Source organism: Peptococcus simiae, from assembly GCF_046097595.1.
GTDB classification, from domain to species: domain Bacteria; phylum Bacillota; class Peptococcia; order Peptococcales; family Peptococcaceae; genus Peptococcus; species Peptococcus simiae.
The window spans coordinates 26,343-51,431 of record NZ_JBJUVG010000006.1 but is presented as its reverse complement, the minus strand read 5'-3'; the positions used below and the strand labels follow the sequence as shown (position 1 = coordinate 51,431).

Genomic DNA, 25,089 nt, shown 5'->3' with positions numbered 1-25,089 from the left:
TGACTGAAAGGAGGCCTATGATGCTGGAGGAGTTGACCGTACAGAACTTTGCCTTATTAAAAGAGCTACAGTTGACCTTTGATCATGGGCTGAATGTGCTCACCGGTGAAACCGGGGCAGGGAAGTCTATTGTTGTAGATGCCATGGGCCTTCTTTTAGGGGAAAGGGCAAACTTGCGGGATATTCGCTATGGCTGTGACAGTGCCCTGGTTGAAGGGGTTTTCTCTGTTCAGCCGGAGAGCCGGACAGCAGCCTTGGCGGAAGACCAGGGCTTTACCACAAGCCCCCTGATCCTTTCCCGGGAGGTCCGGCAAAATGGCCATAATACCTGCCGAATCAATGGCCGGCAGGTCACCCTGACCCAGTACCGGGCCCTGGCCCATGGTCTGGTGAGTATCTACGGTCAGCATGACTACCTCTATTGGTTGGCCCCGGACCACCAGTTGATCCTGTTGGATTCCCTGGGGGACCAGGCCCACCAGGCCCTCCTGGCAGACGTGGCCAGGGCCCATCAGGGGACCCGTCAGGCAGCCCGGAACTTAAAAAAAGCCATGAAGGACCGGGAGGCCGACGAAAAGGCCCGCCAGCAGGCCAGGGAAAACCTGGAAGACCTCCGGCCTCTGAAACTGAAGGTCGGGGAAGAAGCAGAGGTTAGCGCCAGGCATGGGCAATTGGCCAAGCGGATGGAAATCCAGACCGTCCTGGAGGAGGCCTATGCCATGCTCTACGGCGATGATACCAGTGCCCAGTCTCTCTTAACGCTGGCCTTGGACCGGTTGACAGAGGCAGCCCGGTTGGATACCGGGCTAGTCGAGACGGTTAAAGACCTGAAGAGTGCCCTGATTTCTGTTCGAGAAGGGGCCCAAACAGTGGCTGATGAAATCAGCCGGGGGGGGTCGCCGGCAGAGCTTGAAGCCCTATCCGACCGCCTGGCCACCTACTACCGCTTACGCCAGCAGTATGGCCTGGATCCCGATGACCTCATCAATCAGATGAAGGCCTGGGAGGCCCTGCTGGACCGGGAAGCCGACGATGAAGCCGATTTTGAAGACCTGCAGGCAGCTTATGCCGCGGCCCGGAGCCACTACATCCAGTTGGCTAAGGCCCTGAGCGAGAGTCGCCACCAGGTGGCCGGGCTTTTGAAAGACCACCTGGAAAAGGAGCTGGCAGACCTGGCCATGCCCCATGCCCGCTTTGAAGTGGCCTTCAGTCAGGGGCGGGCCGGCAGCAGCGGTACGGACCAGGTTTTATTTATGCTCCAGGCCAATCCGGGCTCGCCAGCCCTTCCCCTGCACGAAACCGCATCCGGTGGGGAAATGAGCCGGCTTATGCTGGCCTTTAAGACCCTCTTGACCAGTCAGGAGGATACAGAGACCCTGATTTTTGACGAGATTGATACAGGTATCGGCGGCCTGACCCTGGCCGAAGTGGCTAAAAAATTAGCAACGGTTTCCCGGCAGGCCCAAGTCATTTGCGTCACCCATGCCCCGGCGATTGCCGCCTATGCAGACGGCCACCACCTCATTGAAAAGCATACGGATGGGACCAGTACCCATACCACCGTCCACACCCTCAGCGAGGGGGAGACGGTGGAAGAAATCGCCCGGATGCTCGGTGGGCAGGCCGACTGGCAACTGGCACATGCCAGCGAAATGCGGGCGGCCGCAAAAAAACGCCACTAACCGGTTCGGTTGGTGGCGTTGGCTTTTTGTTTTTTTACGCTTGGTCGCTAGGGGTTTCCAGGCGCTGGATGAGGGCCTGTAAGTCCTCAGCTGAAAAATGATAGCTTTCGGTGCAGAAGTGGCATTTGACATCGGCCTTGCCATCTTCGACGAGAATTTCTTCTAAGTCTTTAGGCCCTAAGGAAATCAGGGCTTTTTCCGTTTTGTCCCGGCTGCAATGGCAGACCCAGCTCAAGGGGGTCTTGTCTAAAATCTGGTAGCCGACTTGGCCGAAAAGCTGGTCAGCAATATCTTCCGGTGTATTGCCTGCTTCCAGGGCATCTGTCATAGCCCCTAGGGCCTGGAGCTGGTCTTCCAGGTAGCTGATGGTGGCCTCAGAGGCATTGGGCAGGAGCTGGATGATGAGGCCGCCGGATTGGCGGATACTGTAGTCTACATCGACCAGGACCCCCAGGGCGACAGCGGAAGGGATTTGTTCCGACTGGGCGAAGTAGTAGGTGAAGTCTTCGGCGATTTCCCCGCTGCGCAAGGCCACGGTGCTGTTGTAGGGTTCACCGGCACCCATGTCCTTGCTGACCGTCAGGCGCCCCTGGCCGATGATGCCGCCGACATTGAGCTTACCATCCGGCCGTTTGGGCATATCGGCCTGGGGGTTGCCAACGTACCCCTTGACATGGCCATGACGGTCAGCGGTGGCAATGAGGCCACCGGCCGGCCCATCGGCCCGGATGCTGGCCGTAATCATGTCCTTGTCATCCTTGAGCATGGTTCCCATCATGACGGTAGCCGTCATGAGTCGGCCCAGGGCGGCACTCATGACCGGGCTGGTTTGATGGATCCGGGCGGCCTGGTTGACGGTATGCCGGCTCGTGGCAATAAAGGCCCGGAGTTGGCCGTCGGCAGCGGTGATCCGGAGCTGGTAGTCCTGTTGTGGAGTCATTATTCCAATCCTTTCATAAACCGCAGGCCTGGCCTGGCGGTAGGTTTAAATCGGGAGGTTGTATGCAGAATAAAAAATCAGTGGTAGTCAGTGGGGCCACCGGTGGCATTGGAGCGGCCATTGTTCGTGACTTGGCCCAGGCAGGCTGGCAGGTCTTTGCCGGTTACCGGCAAAACCTGGCCAAGGCCCAGGCCCTGGCCGCAGCGTTTCCGGACCAGGTCATCCCCATTCAAGTCGATGTCCGCCAGGAGGCATCCGTGGACCGGCTCTTTCAGGTCATTGATGAGGTCCTGGCCCACGAGCCCCTAGAGGCCCTGGTCAATGCAGCCGGCATCGACCACTATGGCCTGCTCCAGGACCTGGACATGGCCCATTGGGAAGATATCCTGGCGACCAATGTAACCGGCAGCTTTCTCATGGCCCGGGCGGCCCTGCCCCAGCTGATCCAGGCCAAGCATGGGAGCATCTTAAATATTTCCTCTATTTGGGGGGCCCGGGGGGCAGCCTGTGAGGTGGCCTATTCGACCTCCAAGGGGGCCGTAGACGCCTTTACCAAGGCCCTGGCCCAGGAGCTGGCCCCGAGCCAAATCCGGGTCAATGCCCTGGCGCCCGGGGTGGTGGCTACAGCCATGTTTGACCACTTGAGCCCGGACGACCAGGCCTTTACCCTGGCGGAAATCCCCTTCGGCCGACCGGCCACTGCCGATGAAATTGCCAAGTATGCCCGCTTCTTACTCTCAGATGAGGCCGCCTATATGACGGGGCAGGTCATCACTGTAGCCGGTGGTTTTGTCATCTAGGGCCCCGGCTTTCTAGGCAAAAAAACCGGCCCTCCGGCATATCAAACCGGAGCGCCGGGGCGATTTAGTCTTCCAACTGAATCAGGTGGTAGGTCTTTTTCCCTTTTCGGATTTTCAGGCGGCCATCAGCATCAAAATCATTTTCCGTCACCTGGTACTTGCTATCGGTGACTTTTTCGTCTTGGAGGCTAATACCCCCCTGGTCGACCAGACGTCGGCCCTGGCTGACAGAATCAACAAGGTCGGTATCCTTTAATAACTGTAAGAGCCCGTAGCCTTCTACAAAGGCTGACCGGGCCATTTTTGTTTCCGGCAGGGCACCGGCCTGGGCGCCACCTGCAAAGAGGGCCTTGGCAGCGGTCTGAGCCTCTTGAGCATCGGCTTCGCTGTGGACCAGCTTGGTGATCTCATAGGCCAGGCGGTCTTTGGCAGCATTCATCTCTGCCCCTTCAACGGCGGTGATTTGGTCGATCTCTTCAATGGGCAGGAAGGTCAGGAGCCGGAAGCACTTGTTGACATCGGCATCATCGACATTCCGCCAATACTGGTAAAAGTCATAGGGGGACATTTTATCCCGGTCCAGCCAGACAGCGCCGCCGGCGGTTTTACCCATCTTGGTGCCATCACTTTTGGTCAAGAGGTTCATGGTGAGCCCGTAGACGCTTTCCCCTTCAGACCGGCGGACCAATTCAACCCCACCGATGATATTGGACCATTGGTCATTGCCGCCAAGCTGGAGCCGGCAGCCATAGGTGCGGAATTGGTGTAAAAAGTCATAGCTCTGCATGACCATGTAGTTTAATTCGGTGAAGGTAAGCCCTTCTTCCAGCCGGGTCTTGTAACATTCGGCGGAGAGCATCCGGTTAATGGAAAAGTGGTAGCCAACATCCCGCAGGAATTCAATATAGTTTAATTCGCGGAGCCAGTGGGCGTTGTTGAGGCAGAGGCCCTTGTCACCGTCAAAGTCGATGAACTTTTCCGCTTGTTTCTTGAAATTGGCGCAGTTTTGGTCAATTTCCTCAATGGTCATGACCCGGCGCATATCGCTCCGGCCGGAGGGGTCCCCAACCATACCGGTGCCGCCCCCGAGGAGAACAATGGGCCGGTGGCCCAAGAGCTGCAAGTGGCGCATAACCATAAACATAATAAAGTGGCCGACATGAAGGCTGGACGCCGTCGGATCGAAGCCACAATAATAAGTCACCCGCTCTTTATCAAATAGCTCGCGCAGCTCGACGGGATGGGTGGCTTGCGCAATGTAACCGCGCTCCTGCAATACATCATATGCATTTCTTTTGTCCATATTTTCCTCCTATGTCGTTTGATGGTGATTAGGCTTTATCATACCCTTTTTCAGAGGGCTTTGCAAGAGACCCCTCCAGCCCGGCCTGCTCCAAGTCCAGTAAATATTTTTTTTGCGCCAGGCCGCCACCGTACCCGCCCAGACTTCCATCTGCCCGGATAACCCGGTGACAGGGGATGATAATAGACAGGGGGTTGTGGTGGTTGGCCCCGCCAATAGCCCGGCAGGCTTGGGGCCGGCCGATGGCCCGGGCAATGGCCTGGTAGCTGGCTGTCTGCCCATAGGGAATTTCCCTTAGGGCCTGCCAGACCAGGCGCTGAAAGGGGGTGCCTAAGGCCTGAATAGGGAGGGAAAAGTCTTTTGTCTGGCCGGTAAAATAAGCCGCCAGTGCCCGGCTGAGCGGGGCGGCCAGGGGCCCTTCACCCGGTTGCAGGGCTAGATGATGGCGGCTTGCAAAGGTCCGGGCATCTTCCACCCGATAGCCCAGGTAGTAAATCACCCGGTCGGAGGCGAGGGCAGGGAGGTCCCCCAGGGGGGTCTTCACCTTGAAAAAATATACCTGGATAGGCATTTTGCAGCCATCCTTTCTTTGACACATCTTTGTACATAAAAGCGCCTCCTGCTGAGAGCATGAGGCGCTTTTTATATTAAGCTAAGGCAGCGGCAAGGTCATCTGCCAGGCGGTCTAATTCTTTGTAGGTATCATCTGTCGGGGTGAAGCGGTGCTTGACGCTTTCACCGGCCTGTTTCATCTTTATCCCGGTTAAGCGGTCATTTAATTGGTCACAGGCTTCCCCGGTCCAGCCATAGTCCCCGATGGTGGCAAAGGGTTTGCCCTTGGCATTGACTGCATCAATGGAAGAAATCAGGTCCCATACCGGCTTTAAGGCAGCCCGGTTGATGGTTGGAGACCCGAAGACGAGGGCATCGGCGGATAAGTGGGGGAGGAGGGCGGCTTCATCGTGCTTGATGATGTCTGCAATGAAGACATCCAGGCCCTTTTCTTCCAACTTTTTAGCCAGGTAGTCGCTCATTTGGCGGGTGAAGCCATAGGCGGATACATAGAAAATGGATACGGATTTTTTGCGGTCCGCCTTGGGTTCAGCACTCCATTCGCGGTACTTGTCCTTGGCTTCGGTTAAGTAGGGTTCGCTGAAAGTGGGCCCGTGGGAGGGGCAAACCACATCAACGTCCAGACTGTCGACATAGGCCAGGGCATTCCGGACAGCAGCCGGGAAGGGGCCCATAATGCTCCAGTAGTAGTTGGCGAATTCAATGTCATAGAGTTCTTTCTTCCGGCAGGTTTCCAGCCGCTCCGTCGGTTCACAGAAGTGGGCCCCTAAAAAGTCGCAGGGGAAGAGGGCCTTCAGTTCCGGGCAGTAGGTGATCATGGTATCCGGCCAGTGAACGTTGGGGCTGGTTTTGAAAACTAAGGACCGGCCACCTAAATCCAGGCTATCTTCACCCTTGACCACCTGGGACTGGAAGTCCTTATTGGTGATGGCCTTCAGGTTATTGATGGCTGCCACACTACCGATAACGGTTACGTTCGGATTTTTTTCTAAAAAGGCAGCTACAGCAAAGGAGTGGTCCGGCTCTGTATGGTTAATGACCAGGTAATCAATAGAATCCAGCGGGGTGACTTCTTCGATGTTGTTGAACCAAATTTCTTCGAAACCACTGTGAGAGCCTTCAATGAGGGCCTTCTTGTCGTCACCCATCACCAAATAGGAACCATAGGTCGTCCCATACTTGGTGGCCATAATAATGTCAAAAACGCGCAGGGTCGGGTTTTGCACCCCAACGGAGTAGAGATGCTCTTTTATTTTCATCAATATCTTACCTTTCTTCGTGAAATCTTGAACGGGTAGTTAGCTGGTTGTATCATCTTTTGCCTAAGCGTATATACCCAAGCGGTTCCTTTTTAAACAAGGGTAACCGCCCACCGCCTAAATTATAGCGGTAAAAAGTTACCTTTACAAGGAAGATAGCCTATTATATAGGATAAAATTCCTCTATGCTCTGTAAGGCCCCGGTTTTTGCGGCCCTGGCTGGTTAGCCCTCTACCGGCCGGCTAAAGGTAAAAAGTCAACAAAGAGGTCGAGAAATATTGCACAATCTATTTTTATTGGGTATTATTGATGTAAGAGGAAGCTGTATGGTGAAAGAAGGTGCAAACTTGAAAACGCAAAAAATACCAGAGGCGACGATTACCCGCTTATCGGTGTATTCGCGCTTCCTATCCGTCGTGGAGGCTTCAGGTATCAACAGCATTTCTTCAGGGGAAATTGCTGAAGGCACGGGGGGAACACCGGCTCAGGTCAGGAAGGACCTGGCTTATTTTGGCGACTTTGGGACCCGGGGCGTCGGCTACAATGTGCCCAGCCTCAATGAGGCCATTAAAGAAATCCTGGGGGTAGACAAGCCCTGGCGGATGGTGCTGGTGGGAGCGGGTAACCTGGGCTCGGCCCTGGCCCATTATTCAGGCTTTCGCAACCGGGGCTTTGAGATTATGGCGGCCTTTGATAATGATATCCGCAAAGTCGGGATGACTCTGTCCGGTCTCCCTATTTTACCCATCGGTGACATGGCGGCCTACATTGCCGAGCATGACATTCAAATTGCGATTATTACGGTCCCCGGGCCGGCTGCGCAAGATATTGGCGATGAATTAGCGGATACAGGCATATCCGGTATTTTGAACTTTTCGCCGACCACCCTCAGCATGCCTGACCGGGTGTCGGTGCGCAATATTGACCTGACCGTCAACCTGGAAGTCTTAAGTTTTATTATTACCAATCGGGACTTCTTGGCCGGTGGCGATTTAGTCGAATGAGCGCCCTGGTCCTGGTGTCCACGTCAGCCCAAAGGCGGGCCCTCCTTGCGCAATTGGGCTTGTCTTTTACGGTGGCAGCGCCTAAACTGGAAGAAGAAACCCTCAAGGCTGAGTGGGGCCTGGATGAGGCCCTGGCGGACCTGGCCCTGCGGAAGGCCCAGACGGTCCGGGTAGACTATCCTGACGCCCTCCTCCTTGGCTGTGATACGATGGTGGTGGCCGATGGGCAGCCCCTCGGTAAGTCGGCCGATTTGCCGGCTGCCCGGCAGATGCTGCAGGCCCTTTCCGGCCGGGTCCACCAGGTCAAGAGTGGCCTGGCCCTCCTTTTACCGGATGGTCGGTCTTTTCAAGAGACCGTCACCACCCAGGTCCAGATGAAAAATTTAACGGAAGGCCTTATTGAGGCCTATTTGGCGACCCATGAAAGCAAAAACCGGGCTGGCAGCTATGCCATCCAGGGGCGGGGGGTTGCCTTAACAGCAGGTATCCAGGGGTCTTATACGAATGTCGTCGGCATGCCCCTGGAAGTGCTCTGCCAGTGGCTGGCTGAAATTGGAGAGGAGCCGTTCGGTTATGAGTGATGAACGTTTAGGCGTCAAGTCTTTACCGCCGGAGCTGCGGCCCCGGGAGCGGCTGCAGCGGTATGGGGCCCGGGCCCTATCGGATGCGGAGCTCCTGGCTATTCTCCTGGGCAGTGGGACGACCAAGCACAATGTCATCGACCTGGCCCAGCTGATCCTGCAGCATGCCGGCGGCCTGGGCCAGCTCACCCAGCTCAGCTATGAACAAATCACCCAGCTGGATGGGATTGGCCCCAGCCGGGCCTGTACCGTCTTGAGCCTTAGTGAACTGGCCCGGAGGCTGAGCCTTTTACAGGCCGGGGGTCTGGTCGAAAAAATTGGCGGCAGTGCAGATGCCGGCCGCTACTTTAATGACCTGGCCTCCAGGCGGGGGCAGGAATGCTTTATGGTCCTCTACCTGGACAGCAAGCACCGGGTCTTGGAGAAGAAGGTGGTCTCGGTCGGGACCCTAAATGAGGCCCCGGTCCATCCTCGTGATGTTTTTCACTATGCAGTCCACCACAACGCCTGCTGCATCATCTGTGGTCACAACCACCCGAGCAATGACCTCACACCCAGCCGGGCTGATGACCGGTTAACGGAACGGCTACAGGCTGCAGCGGACTTGCTGGGCATTGATTTATTAGATCATATTATTGTGGGCCATGAAGGGTTGGCCTATTATTCTTATCGGGAACACGGACGGATTATTCAATAAAAGTGAGGAGGGGGACCATGGCACGGATTACTGTCGTAGAAGATGAAACCGCTATTCGTGAACTCATTCGCCTGAACCTGGAACTGGCCGGCTATGAGGTCCAAGAAGCCAAAGATGGGCTGGAGGCCCTGAATCTAATCCGCAATGACAGGCCGGACCTCGTCTTGTTAGATATTATGATGCCGAAAATGGACGGCTACACCCTCTTGGAAGAACTGAAAAAAGACCAGGTGGCGGTGATTTGCCTCACAGCCAAGGATTCGGTCCAGGACAAGGTCAAGGGCCTTGAAATGGGGGCTGATGACTATATCACCAAGCCCTTTGACAGCATGGAACTCCTGGCCCGGGTCAAGGCGGTCCTCCGACGGACCGGGACCGAAGATGACCAGCTGGTGGCTAAGTCCGTCAGCTACCGGGATATCATCCTGGACCCTGAGCAACATCGGGTATCCAAGAATGGGGAAGAGGTCCCCCTGACTTTAAAGGAGTTTGAGCTCCTGGCCTATCTCATTGAACACAAGGGGAATGTCTTAACCCGGGAGCAACTCCTGAGCCAAATTTGGGGCTATGACTATGAAGGCAATACCCGGACGGTAGACATGCACGTCCAGCGGCTCCGGACCAAGCTCGACCTGGATACCATCAAGACGGTCTATAAAGTCGGCTACAGACTGGAGGAATAATGCGCTTTTCAGTCAAACTGGTGCTTATATGCGAGGGCATTTTTATTGCCCTGACTATCCTCATTGCAGCGACCATTGGGACCATGGCCTATGAAGAAACCCGTCAAGGGGTCATTGAAGGCTATATCTATGAGGCCGGGAATATCCTGAATAATATCAACCTCTACCTGTCTGAGCAAAAGCCGGTGGTGGATGTCGCTGCCAGTGTTGTGGATATCTTCAGCAAGGACGGTCTGGCCATTGAAGTCTATGATAAGGACCTCAACCGCTTGGCCGGGAATACGGATGGGCTCCAAAAAATGCACCGGCCCGAATTATCTGCTGCTCTCACCAATAGCGGGCGGCAGACCTTTGTATCCCGCCATGACGACCAAGGCCGCTACCTGGCTTTTTTTACGCAAAAATTAGACCGGGGCGATGACAGTTTGCTGGTGGCCATTGTTAAAGATATCTCCGACCTGGATGCCCAGCGGCGGGCCACCTATCTCGTCGCTGCCCAGGCCCTGGTGGTGGGCTGTATTATTGTCGCCATCCTTATCTGGCTGGTGACCAGTTACCTGACCCGGCCCATCCGGAACCTAAACCGGGCCTCCCGGCGGATTGCCCTGGGCGACTACCGGGAGCGGGTACCGGTGACCACCCAAGATGAATTCGGTGAACTGGCCCAGAGCTTTAATATGATGGCGGCCGCCGTCGAGGATAATATCGCCGAGCTGGAAGAGCGGAATGAAGCCCAAACTCGGATGATGGACAACCTGACCCATGAGCTCCGGACCCCTCTGACCTCTATTATCGGCTATGCAGACCTCCTCCAGCGGATGCCCTATGATGAAGCGACCCTGGCCAAGGGCCTCGGCTATATTTACAGCGAAGGCCAGCGGATGCTCAACTTAAATAAAACCCTAGTTGATTTGACCTATACCCGGCATGAACCCATCGACTTTGAACGGGCCGACTGGTTGCCGGTGGCCAAGGATGTCTGCGGGCTCATTAATCTCCGGGCCAAGGAAAAGGGGGTTGCGGTCTTTGTCTGCGAAGAATCCCTTGAACTGGATATGGCGCCGGACCTGATGCGGAGCCTTCTGACCAACCTCCTGGACAACGCTCTGAAGGCCACCCCTGCCGGCGGCCGGATCAGCCTCTATGCCAGGGAAGAAGCCGGTTGGGTTCATATCGTCGTGGCCGATACCGGTAAGGGGATGACCGCTGACCAGCTCAGCAAGATTACAGAACCCTTCTACCAGGTGGAAAGGTCCCGGAACCGGGGGGATGATCCCTTTGCCGGCCTGGGCCTAGGCCTGGCCATTGTGAAGCAAATTGTCGATAAACACCAAGGGCATATCAACTTTTCCAGTATACCCGGGCAGGGCACCGAGGCCTGCGTGGTCCTGCCACAAGTCCAGGCAGCTGGGGAAGGGGCCGGCGAATCCTCTGAACCGGCCGGCTGAAAAGACACTTGTGCCCCATAAAGAGATAAATAATGGTAATAAGAGGGTAAATGCAGAAAAATGTACTGCAAAATTGTCGAAAGAGTGCTATTATTAAACCAGTCTATAAAGTTTTTTATAAGCTTATAAATTGGAGGAGGGAGTGCGAATGAAAAATATTAAATCCGTATTAGTCGCCAACCGCGGCGAAATAGCGATTCGCGTTTTCCGAGCTTGTAAGGAGCTTGGCATTCGGTCGATTGCCATTTACTCTGAAGAAGATAAAAATTCACTTTATCGTACCCTGGCAGATGAGTCCTATCAAATTGGTAAGGGCAAGCTGCCGGTAGATGCTTACTTGGATATTGCAGAAATCATCGCCCTGGCTAAGGCCAAGGGGGTTGATGCCATCCATCCGGGTTATGGCTTTTTAGCTGAAAATGCCGAGTTCGCCGAATACTGCGAACGGTCCGGGATTATCTTTATCGGGCCGACCCATGAGATGCTCAATGCCCTCGGGGATAAGATTCAATCTAAAATTGTTGCCAAGTCGGTGAATGTGCCCACTATTCCCGGTGTTGAAAAACCGGCCCTTAATCTGGAAGAAGCCCGGGAATACGCAGATGTTTGCGGATACCCGGTCATCTTAAAGGCAGCTGCCGGCGGCGGCGGCCGCGGGATGCGGGTGGTTTATAAAGAAGCCGACCTGGAAAATGAATACCTGAGCGCCTGTAACGAAGCCAAAAAAGCCTTCGGTATTGGCGATGTCTTCGTGGAAAAATTCATCGCTGAACCCAAGCACATCGAAGTCCAGGTCTTAGGGGACAACTATGGCAACCTGGTCCACCTTTATGAGCGGGACTGCTCCATCCAGCGGCGCCACCAGAAGGTCATCGAATTTGCCCCGTCCCTGGTCCTGACCGATGCTCAGCGCGAGGCCATCTGCCAAGATGCCCTGAAGATTGCCGGCGCGGTCAACTACCGTAATGCCGGGACGGTGGAGTTCTTAGTCGACCATACCGGTCAGCACTATTTCATTGAAATGAACCCCCGGATCCAGGTTGAACACTGCGTCACGGAAATCATTACCGGGGTCGATATCGTCCAAGCCCAAATCCGGGTGGCAGACGGCTACCGGTTGGATTCTGAAGAAGTCGGCATCCCCAACCAGGAAAGCATCCAGGTTCGGGGCCACGCCATCCAGTGCCGGGTGACCACAGAAGACCCCATCAACCACTTTGCCCCGGACACCGGGACCATCAGCGTCTACCGGTCCAGCTCCGGTAACGGGATCCGCCTGGACAGCGGGAACGCTTATGCAGGGGCCTATATCAGCCCCTTCTACGATAGCCTCCTGGTTAAGGTCATTGCCTACAGCAATACCTTTGGCAGTACCATCGACAAGGCCATCCGGTGTTTGCGGGAAATGAAGATTAAGGGCGTTAAAACCAATATCGCCTTCTTGATCAACGTCTTAAATACAGAAGAATTTAGAAAAGGCCAGTGTGATACGGGCTTTATCGCTCGGACGCCGGAACTCTTTGATATCAGAAAGAGCAACGACAAGGAATTAAAAGTCCTGACCTATCTGGCCAATAAGGTGGTCAACGAAACCAAGGGGAGCAAGCCTTCCTTTGATGTACCGGTTGTACCCAAGTTCGAAAAACCGGAAAACCCCCTGTACGGGACCAAGCAGCTCTTAGATGAAAAAGGGCCAGAAGGTTTGTGCAAGTGGGTCTTAGATCAAAAGAAACTCCTCATTACCGATACCACCATGCGGGATGCCCACCAGAGCCTGGTGGCCACCCGGATGCGGACGACGGATATGCTGAACATTGCCCCGGCCCTGTCTGTCCTGGGTAAGGACCTCTTCAGTCTGGAAATGTGGGGCGGGGCCACCTTTGACACCGCTTACCGCTTCTTAAAAGAAGATCCCTGGGACCGGTTGACCAAGCTCCGGGAAGCCATCCCGAATATCTTATTCCAAATGCTTTTCCGCGGGGCCAATGCCGTTGGCTACAAGAGCTACCCGGATAATGTTATCCGTCAGTTTGTCCAGGAATGTGCCAAGGGCGGCATCGATGTATTCCGGATTTTTGACTCCTTAAACTGGGTCGAAAGCATGAAGGTTTCCATTGACGAAGCCCTGAAAACCGACCGCCTGGTTGAAGGTTGCCTCTGCTACACCGGGGACATTATGGATAAGTCCCGGACAAAGTATGACCTGGACTACTTTGTCACCAAGGCCAAGGAATTAGAAGGCCTGGGCTGCCACATGATCGGCATTAAAGACATGAGTGCTCTCTTGAAGCCGCAAGCGGCCTTTGAACTGGTCACCGCCTTAAAAGAAAACGTTAAAATTCCTGTTCACCTCCACACCCACGATACCACCGGTAACGGGGTAGCGAGCCTCCTGATGGCCGCCCAGGCCGGGGTGGATATTGTCGACTGCGCCTTTAACGCCATGGCGGGCCTTACCAGCCAACCGGCCCTCAACTCCCTGGCTGCAGCCCTCATCAATACCGAACGGGACACCGGCTTAGATACGGATGACATGCAAAAAATCTCCGACTACTGGCAGGATGTCCGCCCGGTATATGCCCAGTTTGAATCCGGTTTAAAGGCCGGGTCCGCTGAAATTTACAAGTATGAAATCCCCGGCGGCCAATACTCCAACTTAAAAGCCCAGGTCGAAAGCTTCGGTCTCGGCCACCAGTTGGAAGAAGTGAAGGACATGTATGCGGAAGTCAACCAGATGCTGGGTGATATCGTCAAGGTAACGCCTTCATCCAAAGCCGTTGGCGACATGGCCATCTTCATGGTCCAAAATGGCCTGGATGCGGAAAATATCTATGAAAAAGGGAAAAACCTGGACTTCCCGGATTCCATTGTTTCTTACTTTGAAGGGATGATGGGGCAGCCGGAAGGGGGCTTCCCGCCGAAACTGCAAAAGATTGTCTTAAAAGACCGGGAACCGATTACCTGCCGGCCCGGTGAGCTCCTAGAGCCGGAAGACTTTGAAGCAGATAAGGCCCATATTAAGGAAGAACTGGGCATTGAGGCAGACATGCGTCAAGCCGTCAGCTATGCCCTTTATCCTAAAGTGTATGAAGACTACTGGAAGAGCCTGGAAAAGGATGGGGACCTCTCCTATGTATCCAGCGATATCTTCTTCCATGGCCTGGTAGAAGGCGAGAGTGGGGACGTGGCCCTTGAAGAAGGGAAGGTCCTGGCTGTCAAGCTCATTGAGGTGAAAGACCCGGATGAAGAAGGGAACTCCCATGTGACCTTTGAGGTCAACGGGGCCCGCCGGGTGGTTAGCGTCCTCAATGAAGTGGCCACCAAGAGCCTGGAAATTGTCCGCAAACCAATTGCCGACCAGGATAACCCCTCCCATGTCGGCGCTAATATCCCCGGGACAGTCATTAAGATTAATGTCAAAGAAGGGGACGAAATCAAGGAAAACCAGCCGCTGATGGTTTTGGAAGCCATGAAAATGGAAACGAATGTCTTGGCACCGCGCGACGGGGTCATCCATCGGATCTTTGTTCAGGAAGGCAACCAAGTTGAGGCAGGGGAACTCATTGCCGAGCTGGAAGATTAAGCAAATAAAAGACGTCGGATGGCAATCCGGCGTCTTTTTTATTATAGATGACTTATCAAGTGATGTTGCCTGTGGTAAAATAGATACAATATGGGTAATATTAGGCAAAGGAGGTCTGCAAATGCCTAAGCGAGACTATGGAAAATATGTGTTTTATTTTGGCATGGCCCTGTGGCTCCTGGCAGCTGTCTTAAAGCTGGTTGACCAGAGCACCCTCCTGGGCTTAGCCGGCCTGCTGGTCTTATTTGTAGCGGTCCGCAACAGCTGGGGCCTTTATGTTTATGCTTCAACAGGCCAGCCTCGAGCCAAACTCCAGGGTCTCTTTGACCAAATGGACGAGCGGCGCGGACTGATCTTTTATGCAGTATTTTTTGTAGGTCTGCTTTGGCTGGCCGGGGGCCTGATGGCCTTTTACGGCCTCATTCTGGCCTAGTCATATAGAGAAAAGGAGGTAGGCGGATGCGAAAGGTGTGGCAACTCGTAGGCAAATCGGATCAAGCGGCGGCGACCTATGCCCAAAAGGCTGGCGTTTCTCCAACCTTAGCCCGCCTGCTTCTCAATAGGGATATTCCGGCGGACCAGGCCCAGGACTTCTTAGAGGCGGACTATGCCGGCATCTCTGACCCTTCAGCCTTGTATAACCTGGATGTCGCAGTAGAGCGGATCATCCAGGCCATGGAAGATAGCCGGCCAATCGTGGTTTACGGGGATTACGATGTCGACGGGATGAGCGCCGCCACCCTCCTGTCGGATGCCCTCAGGACCCTTGGTGCCCGGGTATCCGTTTATATTCCCTCCCGCCTGGAAGAGGGCTATGGCATTCACACCGCGGCCTTAAGTGACCTCAAGGCCGATAACCCCCTGCTGATTACAGTGGATACGGGGATTGCCGCTGCAGAAGTCCTGAACCCCTTTATCCAAGAGGGGCTGGACGTCGTTGTGACAGACCACCACGTCCCGCCGGCAGACCTGCCGGACTGTCCGGTGGTGAATCCCAAGCTTCACCCGGAAACGACCCCCTTTGGCCACTTGTGCGGGGCCGGGGTGGCCTTTATGCTGGTGCGGGGCGTCTACCGGGCCCTGGGTCGGTCGGCGGCAGAGCTGGCGCCTTATGTGGCCCTGGCTGCCCTGGCAACGGTGGCGGACATTGTCCCTCTGGTAGGGGACAACCGCCGGATTGTGAAGGCCGGCTTGGCCGTTTTGAATAAAAACCCTCAACCAGGGATTGCGGCCCTTATGACCGAGGCCAACCTGGCCCCTGGTAAGTTACGGGCAGAGCATATTGCCTTTCAACTGGCCCCCCGGCTCAACGCCGCCGGCCGCTTGGACCAAACCAGCCTGGCCCTGGACTTACTGACGGCGAAAGACCAGGTCAGCGCCCAGCAAGCGGCAGCGGCCTTAAACCAACTGAATATCGAACGGAAAAGTATGGAAGAGGAGGCCTTCCAAGAGGCTGTGGCCCAAGTGACCGAGACCCGGCCCAAGGCCGTCCTGGTGGTTGGCGACAGCTGGCACCCGGGCATTATAGGGATTGTCGCCTCCCGGCTTATGGAGCGGTATGCGGTACCGGCCCTGGTCCTGACCGCCAAGGTCAGTGACCCCGGCGTCCTGACCGGGTCCGGTCGGGCCCCGGAAGGCTTTAACCTCTATGACCACTTGCAGGCCACGGCCGACGAATTGGTCCAGTATGGCGGCCATGCCAAGGCAGCCGGGTTGAGCCTTTTACGGGAAAAATTACCGGCCTTCCGGGCCGCCTTCATCAGAGAATGTGAGGAGAGCGCTGACCAGTGGTATGGTAAGGACCCCCTGAAAGTGGATGGTCTACTCAAACCGGCTGATATTGATGAGGACCTCTGGGCAGACCTGGACCGGCTGGAACCGACCGGTTGCGGTAACCCCATGCCCACCTTTGCCCTTATGGCTGCGCCCTCCCTCAAGGCTCGGGCCTGTGGCAAGGACGATGCTCACCTACAGATTTCTGTCCTGGCCCCCCAAGGGGACATCCGGGGTATTGCCTTTAGACGGGGCAAGGACCTCCAGCAAACGACCAGGGGCCCTCAAGATATCCTCTTTACCGTCAATAAGTCTACCTTCCGCGGACAGGACCGGCTGGAAATGATGGTCAAGGATATCCGCCCGGCCTATATGGCCGATGGCCCCCTTGATGACCAGCTGTACCTCTACGGCAAGGACCAGCTCCAAGAAAGGCCCTATGCCGATATCGGTGAAGCGGATACCTTTTATACCAAGGTGGCCGGGGTTAGCTTTGAGCGGCGGCAGAGCCTTTTAGCTAAGATTCAGGCGCCCACCCCGGTGGACCTGGTGGCCGAACCGGATAACCCCCATGACCCCAATGCCCTGGCTGTGGTTACCGAGTGGGGGAAGATTGGCTACCTAAACCGGGACCTGGCCGCTGCCCTGGCCCCCCTGATCCAAGCTGGCCGGCGGTATGAGGCCCTCCTGACGACCATTACCGGGTCAGGGGATACCCTCCGTGGCGCTAACCTTAAGATTAGCCGGGTCAAACAGATGGAAGGCCGGCAGCCGGCCCGCCAAGTTGACCGGCCCCAGGGCCTGGCCCCAGCGGCTATCGCTGACCGCCTCCTCAAGGGGGGCCAGCTCCATGCCAAGCAGGCAGAGGCCCTAGAGGCCCTGGCCGCAGGCAAGGATGTGGCCCTCATCATGGGGACGGGCCGCGGCAAGTCCCTGGTCTACCAGGTCCAGGCTGCGGCCAAGGCCCTGAATGACGGGCAAATGACGGTGGTCTTTTTCCCCTTAAAGGCCCTGCTCAAGGACCAGTTCCGCTACCTCCAGCCGGCCATGGCGGCCTTGGGCTTGGCTGTTTATGAGGCCTATGGCGACCTTTCCGGCCGCCGGCGGGTCGACCTTTTTGGGGCCCTGGCCGATGGCCGGGCGGACATTGTCCTGGCAACGCCGGAATTTTTCTTTGGCAATGAGACCGTCTTCCGGCATGGCGGAAAAACAATCGGTTTCTGGGTTCTGGACGAAGCCCACCACCTGGCTGACCGCCGGGCCGGCTACCGCCAGCTCAGAGAGGCCCTACCCCAGCTGGGCGGCCAATGTCTGGCCATGACAGCCACTATGTCCGACCATGCGGCAGAAGCCTGCCAAGCGGCCCGGTCCGGTATCACCTTTATAGCCGATGCCAGTAAACGGGAAAACTTACAGGTCATAGACAAGCGGGGTCTGGAAAAGAAAAACCAATACCTCTTCCGCCTAGCCTTATCTGGGGAAAAGACCATCTGCTATGTCAATAGCCGGAAACAGGCCTTAGATATCGCTAAAAAACTCCGCTTTTACCTGCCCTACCAACTGCGACAAACCGTGGGCTATTACCACGGGGGCCTCAATAAAAAGGCTCGGGCTTGGCTTCAGGAGGCCTTCCAAAGGGGCCAGATCCGTCTTTTGATTGCGACCACCGCCTTTGGTGAAGGCATCCACCTACCGGATGTTCGCCATGTAGTGGTCTACCACCTTTGTTTTTCAGAGGAGGCCTTTAACCAGCTGGCCGGGCGGGCCGGCAGAGATGGGGCCCCGGCCTATGTCCACCTGCTTTATGGCGAGCGGGACCAGGCCTTAAATGAATTGATTCTATCCCGGGCCTGCCCGGACCGGCAGGTCCTGGGCCGGCTTTACCAACTGATCCGCCGGCGGTTAAAAGAGGGGCCGGACCCCCTCCGCAAGGACCTTTTGGCAGGCCTGGGCGGCGAAAAAATCCCCTATGAGACCCTCCGTCTGGCCAAACGCATCTTTACGGAACTGGGCTTTCTCAACCGGCGGGAGGCAGATGGCCGTTATGCCCTGGTTACCAATGCCGGTAAGAAGGCCCTGGACCAATCGCCAACCTATCAGGAAATTGCCCATGAACGGGCTGATTATACCCAGTACTTAGACCTTGCCTTTCACCGTGATGCGGCTGTCATCACCGCCCAGGTGCAGGCACCGATTCTACCGCATCCAGCCTATTTTGAAGGAGGTGGTCCTGATGACTGAATCCGTACGATTTAAGGACTTAGTAGATGCTGTTTATAAAACCAACCCGGATGCAGACTTTGCTTTCTTACAAGATGCCTACTGGTTTGCCGAAGAATTTCATCAGGGACAATACCGGAAATCCGGTGAACCTTATATTACGCACCCACTTCACGTGGCTATCCTGCTTGCTGAACTGGGGCTAGATGACCGCGCCATTGCGGCCGGTTTGCTGCATGATGTGGTGGAAGATACCGGCTGTACCACCCGGGGGCTGATCGACCATTTCGGTGAAGACGTGGCCTTCTTAGTTGAGGGGGTCACCAAACTGGACCAGCTCTCCTGTGTATCCAGAGAGGAACGCCAGTTGGAAAGTTACCGGAAAATGTTCGTGGCCATGGCCCAGGATATCCGGGTGATCATCATAAAGCTGGCTGACCGGTTACATAATATGCGGACCATGGACTTCCAGGCCCCTGAAAAGCAGGCCCGGATTGCCCGGGAAACCCTGGAAATTTATGCCCCCATTGCAGACCGCCTAGGGATTATCACCCTGAAGTGGGAACTGGAAGACCTCTCCCTGCGCTATCTGGAGCCGGAGGTCTACTACGACTTAGTGGACCGGATTTCCATGAAGCGGGAAGAGCGGGAAGAGTATATCGATGAAGTCATTGATGACATTTCCGATGAACTGAAAAAAAGGGACCTCTACTTTGAAATTGCCGGGCGGCCCAAACACTTTTACAGCATTTACCGGAAAATGAAAAAGAAACACAAGGACCTGGATGAAATTTATGACCTCATTGCCATCCGGGTTCTGGTCAATACCGTCCAGGATTGCTATGTGGTTTTAGGGGTGGTCCATTCCCTATGGAAGCCGGTCCCCCTCCGTTTTAAGGACTACATTGCCATGCCCAAGCCCAACATGTACCAGTCCCTGCATACCACTGTTATTGGCCCCCGGGGTGAGCGGTTTGAAATCCAAATCCGCACCTTTGAAATGCACCAGGTGGCTGAATACGGGGTTGCTGCCCACTGGCTTTACAAGCAAAGCGGAGGCAGCGAAAAGACCAATGACGTTAACCAGCTGGACTGGATTAAGCACCTAAAAGAGCTCCAAGACGATGCCGATGACAGCAAGGAAATGCTGGAAAACATCAAGCTCCAGCTCTTCTCCGATGCCGTCTTCGTCTTCTCCCCCCAGGGGGAGGTCTATGAGCTCCCCCAAGGGTCCACCCCTATCGACTTTGCCTACCGGGTCCATACGGAAATCGGGAACCAGTGCGTAGGCGCCAAGGTCAATAACCGGATAGTTCCCTTCGACTATCAGCTGAAAAACGGCGACAGCGTAGAAATTCTCCGGTCCAAGAACAGCAAGGGACCCAGCCGAAACTGGCTCAACATTGTCAAAAGCCCCCAAGCCAAAAATAAAATCCGCCAATGGCTCAAAAAGAATAAGCGGGAAGAAAATATCGAGCGGGGCGAGGACCTCTATAAAAAGGCCCTTAAGTACCTGGATTTGGACGAGAATATTTTCGGCAAGGAAGAAAATATCAACCGGATATCCGGGAAGATGGGCTACAATACCGCTGATGATGTCTTCTGCGCCCTGGGCATTGGTGGCTTATCCACCAACCAGGTCATTAACCGGCTGCGGGAAGAATTTAAAGATGAATTAAAATCCCAGCGCGAAGAGGCGCCGGCTCAGGAAACCGAATTAAAGACGACCTCCAGCTCAACGCCCAAGACCCACATTGAAGAATCCGGTAAGAGCTTCGGTGGCGTGGCCATTTCCGGTACCGCTGATGTGAGCGTCCGTTTTGCCAACTGCTGCAAGCCCGTCCCCGGTGACCCGATTGTGGGCTACATCACCCGCGGCCATGGGGTCACCGTCCACCACGCCGACTGTGCCAATATCTTGAAGCTGCCTGAGAAAGAGCGGGACCGGCTGACCGAGGTCAAATGGCAGGGTTACGAGGACTCTCTCTTCAAGGTGGAACTCTCGGTCGAAGCCTTTGACCGGCCCAAGATTACCCCGGAAGTCATGGCCCTGATCAATGACGCAGATGTCCATATCCTGTCCATCACCTCCCGGGTTCACAACTATATGGCCGTCATGGATATTACCCTGGAGGTTGGGGATATCCATGAGCTCCAGGTGGTTATGGATAAGATAACTAGCATTCCTGATGTTTTTCAAGTTCGGCGGCAGTTTTCCCGGAAGGAGTCTTAATATGCGTGCCCTTGTTCAGCGGGTGAGCCAGGCTAAGGTTGAGGTAGAAGACCAAACCATTGGCCAGATTGCTGACGGCCTCCTGGTCTTTGTCGGCGTCACCCATGAAGATGATCCGGCCAAATGCCGGTGGCTGGCCGATAAGGTGGCCAACCTACGGATTTTTGAAGATGAGGCCGGCAAAATGAACCGGTCGGTCTTAGACCAGGGCGGGGCTATTTTAGCCGTCTCTCAATTTACCCTCTACGGGGACACCCGGCGGGGCCGGCGGCCTTCTTTTACAGAGGCAGCGCCCCCTGAGGCGGCCAATGCCCTCTACGAGCTTTTTTGTGACCAGCTCCGGGAGACCGGCCTGACCGTTGAAACCGGCCAATTTCAGGCAGACATGGCTGTCAGCCTGACCAATAACGGCCCGGTCACCCTACTTATAGAAACGCCCCAGCTTAGAAATAAAGGAGAGGACTTATGAGAGTTGAACCCTTAGTTGTTGGGCCCATTGAGGCCAATTGCTACCTGGTCTATGCGGAAGACAGTAAAGAAGCCGCCATTATTGACCCGGGTGCAGATGGCCGGCGGATTATTGCGGAAATCGACAGACTGGGCCTTAGCCCTAAAATGGTGATCAATACCCATGGCCACTATGACCATGTGGGTGCCAATGATGACGTTGCCGGTCACTTTGACATCCCCGTCTATATTTACCGGGACGATGCCGGCATGCTGGGCAGCCAACAAGACTTTTTCGGCATGCAGGTCCATACCCGGGCCGCTGACCGGGAAATGACTGATGGGGACAAGATTCCCTTGGCCGGCCAGGAAATAACCGTCATCCATACCCCGGGCCATACCCGGGGCGGCTGTGTCCTTTACCTGGAAAAGGAAGGGATTGCCTTTACCGGGGACACCGTCTTTAAAGGCACCGTCGGCCGGACCGACCTGGATGGCGGCAGCTTTGAAGAAATCGTCGCCTCTGTCCAAAAGCGGTTGGCTGACCTGCCCGATGATACGGTCCTTTATCCCGGTCACGGGCCAAAGACCACCCTGGCCTTTGAGCGGCAGCATAATCCTTACTTCCGCTGGGAGGCTTGACCCGTTGACAAAAATAGCTTAAATGACTACAATTTAATGTAGTTTAGCGGAAATGTTTAAGAACGCCTCTGCCCCGTGGACGAGGCGTTTTTTATTGTAATACCTACTTGGAGGGGATCTTTTTGCTGACCACCAGGCCTCGCGGCATTAATGATATACTGCCCGGCGATGTGGAGGGCTGGCAAGCCTTGGAAGCCCACATTCGTCACTTGTTCTCCCTGTACCACTATGAAGAAATACGCACCCCGATTTTTGAACATACCGAGCTCTTTTTGCGCAGTGTCGGGGAGACCAGCGATATTGTCGAAAAAGAAATGTACTCCTTTGAAGATAAGGGGCTCAGGCACATTACCCTCAGGCCGGAAGGGACGGCCGGAGTGGTCCGGGCTTATATTGAAAATAAGCTCTTCGCCGGCCCGGCCCCCCAAAAGCTTTACTACATTGGGCCTATGTTTCGCTATGACCAGCCCCAGGCCGGTCGGTACCGCCAATTCCACCAGTTCGGCTGTGAGGTCTTAGGCAGCGATGCCCCGGTTGTTGATGCTGAGGTCATCACCTTTGCCGTGGACCTCTTCAGCCGCCTTGGGCTGCAAGACTTGAAGGTATCCTTAAATACGGTGGGCTGTCCGGACTGTCGGCCGGCCTATGAAAAGGCCCTGGTGGATTATTTTGCCGGGCATGAAGAAGACCTCTGTGATACCTGTAAAGACCGGCTCCACCGGAATCCGCTGCGGATTTTAGACTGCAAGGAAGAGGGCTGCAAGGCCCTGGCCGCCCAGGCACCGACCACCCTGGACTATGCCTGCGACCACTGTAAGGACCACTTTGCAGCGGTGCGGGGCTACCTTGATGAAGTGGGCATTGCCTATGAGTTGGATTCCACCCTGGTGCGGGGCCTGGACTACTATACCCAAACGGCTTTTGAAGTCATCATGACCCAAAAAAGCGGGGCTCAAAATGCCATCTGCGGTGGCGGTCGCTACAATAAGCTGGTCTATAATTGTGGCGGTCAGGATACCCCGGGGGTTGGCTTTGCTGCCGGGATGGAGCGGCTGCTCCTGATCCTGGAAAGCCAGGGCCTAGCCATTGGCCAGCGGCGGACGCCGGCAGTCTACCTGGCCCCCATGGATGCCGAGGCTTCGAAAATGGCCTTTGCCCTGGCCAAGGCACTTCGGGCTAAGGACATCGCTGTCGAAATGGATAGCATGGGCAAGAGCCTTAAGGCACAAATGAAGAATGCCGACCGTCTGCAGGTGGCCTATACCGTCCTCATTGGCGAAAATGAGCGGCTGGGCGGCTTTGCAACTGTGCGGCAGATGGCTACCGGTGAACAAACAGAAATCGATTTAGATAAACTCGTCACTTACTTGGAAAAGGGGATCAAGCATGTTGCCACTAAAAAAAACACATGAATGTGCAGCCTTAACAGAGGGACACATTGGAGAAGAAGTTATTTTAACCGGCTGGGTACAAAAACGCCGGGACCATGGTGGGGTTATTTTTATTGACTTCCGCGACCGGAGCGGGATTGTTCAGGTGACGGCTAACCCGGAAATCTGCTCAGCAGAAACCTTTGCCCTGGCTGAAGAAATCCGGAGCGAATTTGTCCTCGGCGTTCGCGGGACCGTCAAAAAACGCCCGGAAGGCATGGAAAACGACCACCTGTCTACCGGGACCATCGATGTCGTGGCCAGTGAAATCGTTATTTATAACCGGTCTAAAACACCACCTTTTTACCTGACTGACGATGTGGATGTTGACGAAAATAAGCGGCTCAAATTCCGCTACCTGGATCTCCGCCGGCCGGAAATGCGCGACAACCTGCGGATGCGCCATGTGGCCATGACCGCTATGCGGCGCAGCCTGGATGACCAGGGCTTCTGGGAAATTGATACCCCCATCCTGATGAAGAGTACCCCTGAAGGGGCCCGGGACTTCTTGGTCCCCAGCCGGGTTAACCCCGGGAAGTTCTATGCCCTGCCCCAGTCGCCCCAGCAGTACAAGCAGCTCCTGATGGTTTCCGGGGTGGAAAAATACTACCAGGTGGCCCGCTGCTTCCGGGATGAAGACCTCCGGGCTGACCGTCAGCCGGAATTCACCCAGCTGGATCTGGAAATGTCCTTCGTTGATGAAGAGGACGTCATCGCCACCACTGAAGCCCTGATTAAGGATGTCTTTAAAGCGACTTTAGACCAAGACGTGCCGACCCCCTTCCCCCAAATGACCTGGCAGGAAGCCATGGACCGGTTTGGCAGTGATAAGCCGGATACCCGGTTTGGCTACGAACTGGTTGATCTTTCTGACCTGGTCAAGGACTGCGGTTTTAAGGTCTTCAGCGGGGCCGTTGCCTCCGGTGGGGTGGTCAAGGCCATCAATGCCAAGGGCTGTGCAGACCTCAGCCGCCGGACCCTGGATGAACTGGGTAAATTTGTATCCATCTATGGGGCCAAGGGCCTGGCCTATATTGTCGTTGAAGAGGGGAACCTTAAGTCCCCCATTACCAAGTTCCTGGATGAAAGCCTCGTCCAAGCCATCCTCGACCGGATGGGGGCTGAAGTTGGTGATATTATCTTCTTCGGTGCCGACTCCTTCAAGGTGGTTTCCGATAGCCTGGGCCACCTGCGGTTAAAACTTGGTGAAATGCGGGGGCTGATTGATGAATCCGCCTTTAACTTCCTCTGGGTCCGGGAATTCCCCCTCCTCGAGTATGATGATGAAGAAGGCCGGTTCACCGCCGTCCACCACCCCTTTACAGCGCCAATCGCTGAAGACCTGGATACCTTTGCCGACGAACCGGGTAAAATTCGTTCTCGGGCCTATGACGTGGTCTTAAATGGGGTCGAACTCGGTGGGGGCAGTATCCGTATCCATGACCGGGCCCTCCAGGAGCGGGTTTTTGACCTGCTGGGTCTGGCCCCGGAAGTCTATGAAGACCAATTCAGCACCCTCCTGGAAGCCTTTGAATACGGGGCCCCGCCTCATGGGGGCTTGGCCATCGGCTTAGACCGGATGCTCATGCTCATCGGCGGCCGGAAAACCATCCGGGACGTTATCCCCTTCCCGAAAACCCAGAGCGCTGTGGACCTCATGGTAGACGCCCCCTCGGCTGTTGACCGCAAGCAATTACGGGACCTGCACCTAAAACTGGACGTGAAAGAAGAGGTCCAAGACAAGCAGTAGCCTTGAAAGGCGGTCTCGTCTATGCTAAAATATATTTAAAT

19 protein-coding genes are annotated in these 25,089 nt (G+C 55.4%); 15 read left to right on the top strand and 4 right to left on the bottom strand.

Features of this window, described 5'->3' with window-relative positions; translation table 11 throughout:
• Nucleotides 1-20 precede the first annotated feature (20 nt).
• Nucleotides 21-1,682 (top strand): DNA repair protein RecN, encoded by a 1,662-nt coding sequence (recN, locus tag ACKQTC_RS05375; RefSeq protein ID WP_408977405.1) that lies wholly within the window; start codon nt 21-23, stop codon nt 1,680-1,682.
• 34 nt (nt 1,683-1,716) lie between these two features.
• Here recN and hslO read toward each other — a convergent pair whose 3' ends face one another.
• Nucleotides 1,717-2,622 carry an Hsp33 family molecular chaperone HslO gene (gene hslO / locus ACKQTC_RS05370; protein WP_408977404.1) on the bottom strand — a complete coding sequence of 302 codons (906 nt, stop codon included), beginning with the start codon at nt 2,620-2,622 and terminating at the stop codon, nt 1,717-1,719.
• A gap of 62 nt (nt 2,623-2,684) precedes the next feature.
• On the opposite strand from hslO, the gene ymfI reads away from it, so the two are divergent.
• Nucleotides 2,685-3,422 (top strand): elongation factor P 5-aminopentanone reductase, encoded by a 738-nt coding sequence (gene ymfI / locus ACKQTC_RS05365; RefSeq protein WP_408977403.1) that lies wholly within the window; start codon nt 2,685-2,687, stop codon nt 3,420-3,422.
• A gap of 64 nt (nt 3,423-3,486) precedes the next feature.
• Here ymfI and tyrS read toward each other — a convergent pair whose 3' ends face one another.
• Genes tyrS through ACKQTC_RS05350 form a run of 3 tightly spaced genes read right to left on the bottom strand, consistent with a single transcriptional unit; the run spans nt 3,487 to nt 6,557 of the window.
• The gene (tyrS, locus tag ACKQTC_RS05360; RefSeq protein WP_408977402.1) at nt 3,487-4,725 is read right to left on the bottom strand and encodes a tyrosine--tRNA ligase; all 1,239 of its coding nucleotides are present in this window, start codon (nt 4,723-4,725) and stop codon (nt 3,487-3,489) included.
• A gap of 28 nt (nt 4,726-4,753) precedes the next feature.
• Nucleotides 4,754-5,323 (bottom strand): methylated-DNA--[protein]-cysteine S-methyltransferase, encoded by a 570-nt coding sequence (locus tag ACKQTC_RS05355; RefSeq protein ID WP_408977401.1) that lies wholly within the window; start codon nt 5,321-5,323, stop codon nt 4,754-4,756.
• A 49-nt stretch (nt 5,324-5,372) separates the two neighbouring features.
• Nucleotides 5,373-6,557 (bottom strand): FprA family A-type flavoprotein, encoded by a 1,185-nt coding sequence (locus ACKQTC_RS05350; protein ID WP_408977400.1) that lies wholly within the window; start codon nt 6,555-6,557, stop codon nt 5,373-5,375.
• Between the two features lie 347 nt (nt 6,558-6,904).
• On the opposite strand from ACKQTC_RS05350, the gene ACKQTC_RS05345 reads away from it, so the two are divergent.
• The 13 genes from ACKQTC_RS05345 (at nt 6,905) to aspS (ending at nt 25,048) form a co-directional block, all read left to right on the top strand.
• Nucleotides 6,905-7,561, top strand: coding sequence for a redox-sensing transcriptional repressor Rex (locus ACKQTC_RS05345; protein ID WP_408977399.1), 657 nt, complete (start codon nt 6,905-6,907; stop codon nt 7,559-7,561).
• The gene (locus tag ACKQTC_RS05340) at nt 7,558-8,142 is read left to right on the top strand and encodes a Maf family protein (protein WP_408977398.1); all 585 of its coding nucleotides are present in this window, start codon (nt 7,558-7,560) and stop codon (nt 8,140-8,142) included. The genes ACKQTC_RS05345 and ACKQTC_RS05340 overlap by 4 nt, the downstream gene beginning before the upstream one ends.
• The gene (gene radC, locus ACKQTC_RS05335) at nt 8,135-8,839 is read left to right on the top strand and encodes a RadC family protein (protein ID WP_408977397.1); all 705 of its coding nucleotides are present in this window, start codon (nt 8,135-8,137) and stop codon (nt 8,837-8,839) included. Before ACKQTC_RS05340 ends, radC begins: the two co-directional genes overlap by 8 nt.
• Nucleotides 8,840-8,856: 17 nt before the next feature.
• On the top strand, nt 8,857-9,522 hold the full coding sequence (locus ACKQTC_RS05330) for a response regulator transcription factor (protein WP_408977396.1): 666 nt from the start codon (nt 8,857-8,859) through the stop codon (nt 9,520-9,522).
• On the top strand, nt 9,522-10,970 hold the full coding sequence (locus ACKQTC_RS05325) for a sensor histidine kinase (RefSeq protein WP_408977395.1): 1,449 nt from the start codon (nt 9,522-9,524) through the stop codon (nt 10,968-10,970). The genes ACKQTC_RS05330 and ACKQTC_RS05325 overlap by 1 nt, the downstream gene beginning before the upstream one ends.
• Nucleotides 10,971-11,118: 148 nt before the next feature.
• Nucleotides 11,119-14,553, top strand: a complete 3,435-nt coding sequence (locus tag ACKQTC_RS05320; RefSeq protein ID WP_408977394.1) for a pyruvate carboxylase — start codon at nt 11,119-11,121, stop codon at nt 14,551-14,553.
• Between the two features lie 121 nt (nt 14,554-14,674).
• Nucleotides 14,675-14,986, top strand: coding sequence for a hypothetical protein (locus tag ACKQTC_RS05315; protein WP_408977393.1), 312 nt, complete (start codon nt 14,675-14,677; stop codon nt 14,984-14,986).
• Between the two features lie 26 nt (nt 14,987-15,012).
• Complete coding sequence (recJ, locus tag ACKQTC_RS05310; RefSeq protein WP_408977392.1) at nt 15,013-18,567, top strand: single-stranded-DNA-specific exonuclease RecJ; 3,555 nt, start codon at nt 15,013-15,015, stop codon at nt 18,565-18,567.
• Nucleotides 18,560-20,779, top strand: coding sequence for a RelA/SpoT family protein (locus ACKQTC_RS05305; protein WP_408977391.1), 2,220 nt, complete (start codon nt 18,560-18,562; stop codon nt 20,777-20,779). Before recJ ends, ACKQTC_RS05305 begins: the two co-directional genes overlap by 8 nt.
• A gap of 1 nt (nt 20,780) precedes the next feature.
• The gene (gene dtd / locus ACKQTC_RS05300) at nt 20,781-21,248 is read left to right on the top strand and encodes a D-aminoacyl-tRNA deacylase (RefSeq protein WP_408977390.1); all 468 of its coding nucleotides are present in this window, start codon (nt 20,781-20,783) and stop codon (nt 21,246-21,248) included.
• Nucleotides 21,245-21,868: an MBL fold metallo-hydrolase gene (locus tag ACKQTC_RS05295; protein ID WP_408977389.1), complete on the top strand. Its 624-nt coding sequence runs from the start codon at nt 21,245-21,247 to the stop codon at nt 21,866-21,868. The genes dtd and ACKQTC_RS05295 overlap by 4 nt, the downstream gene beginning before the upstream one ends.
• Nucleotides 21,869-21,990: 122 nt before the next feature.
• Nucleotides 21,991-23,280, top strand: a complete 1,290-nt coding sequence (hisS, locus tag ACKQTC_RS05290; RefSeq protein WP_408977388.1) for a histidine--tRNA ligase — start codon at nt 21,991-21,993, stop codon at nt 23,278-23,280.
• A complete protein-coding gene (gene aspS / locus ACKQTC_RS05285) occupies nt 23,255-25,048 on the top strand; it encodes an aspartate--tRNA ligase (RefSeq protein ID WP_408977387.1) in 1,794 nt (597 codons plus the stop codon). Before hisS ends, aspS begins: the two co-directional genes overlap by 26 nt.
• Nucleotides 25,049-25,089 lie beyond the last annotated feature (41 nt).

What these genes read in the sequence shown, in the direction of transcription:
- ACKQTC_RS05320 (WP_408977394.1), top strand. Translation starts at nt 11,119, where the DNA reads ATGAAAAATATTAAATCCGTATTAGTCGCCAACCGCGGCGAAATAGCG.
- recN (WP_408977405.1), top strand. Translation starts at nt 21, where the DNA reads ATGCTGGAGGAGTTGACCGTACAGAACTTTGCCTTATTAAAAGAGCTA.
- ACKQTC_RS05325 (WP_408977395.1), top strand. Translation starts at nt 9,522, where the DNA reads ATGCGCTTTTCAGTCAAACTGGTGCTTATATGCGAGGGCATTTTTATT.
- ACKQTC_RS05350 (WP_408977400.1), bottom strand. Translation starts at nt 6,557, where the DNA reads ATGAAAATAAAAGAGCATCTCTACTCCGTTGGGGTGCAAAACCCGACC.
- ACKQTC_RS05295 (WP_408977389.1), top strand. Translation starts at nt 21,245, where the DNA reads ATGAGAGTTGAACCCTTAGTTGTTGGGCCCATTGAGGCCAATTGCTAC.
- tyrS (WP_408977402.1), bottom strand. Translation starts at nt 4,725, where the DNA reads ATGGACAAAAGAAATGCATATGATGTATTGCAGGAGCGCGGTTACATT.
- ACKQTC_RS05330 (WP_408977396.1), top strand. Translation starts at nt 8,857, where the DNA reads ATGGCACGGATTACTGTCGTAGAAGATGAAACCGCTATTCGTGAACTC.
- hslO (WP_408977404.1), bottom strand. Translation starts at nt 2,622, where the DNA reads ATGACTCCACAACAGGACTACCAGCTCCGGATCACCGCTGCCGACGGC.
- aspS (WP_408977387.1), top strand. Translation starts at nt 23,255, where the DNA reads ATGTTGCCACTAAAAAAAACACATGAATGTGCAGCCTTAACAGAGGGA.
- ACKQTC_RS05355 (WP_408977401.1), bottom strand. Translation starts at nt 5,323, where the DNA reads ATGTGTCAAAGAAAGGATGGCTGCAAAATGCCTATCCAGGTATATTTT.
- ymfI (WP_408977403.1), top strand. Translation starts at nt 2,685, where the DNA reads ATGCAGAATAAAAAATCAGTGGTAGTCAGTGGGGCCACCGGTGGCATT.
- radC (WP_408977397.1), top strand. Translation starts at nt 8,135, where the DNA reads ATGAGTGATGAACGTTTAGGCGTCAAGTCTTTACCGCCGGAGCTGCGG.
- ACKQTC_RS05315 (WP_408977393.1), top strand. Translation starts at nt 14,675, where the DNA reads ATGCCTAAGCGAGACTATGGAAAATATGTGTTTTATTTTGGCATGGCC.
- ACKQTC_RS05340 (WP_408977398.1), top strand. Translation starts at nt 7,558, where the DNA reads ATGAGCGCCCTGGTCCTGGTGTCCACGTCAGCCCAAAGGCGGGCCCTC.
- dtd (WP_408977390.1), top strand. Translation starts at nt 20,781, where the DNA reads ATGCGTGCCCTTGTTCAGCGGGTGAGCCAGGCTAAGGTTGAGGTAGAA.
- ACKQTC_RS05305 (WP_408977391.1), top strand. Translation starts at nt 18,560, where the DNA reads ATGACTGAATCCGTACGATTTAAGGACTTAGTAGATGCTGTTTATAAA.
- recJ (WP_408977392.1), top strand. Translation starts at nt 15,013, where the DNA reads ATGCGAAAGGTGTGGCAACTCGTAGGCAAATCGGATCAAGCGGCGGCG.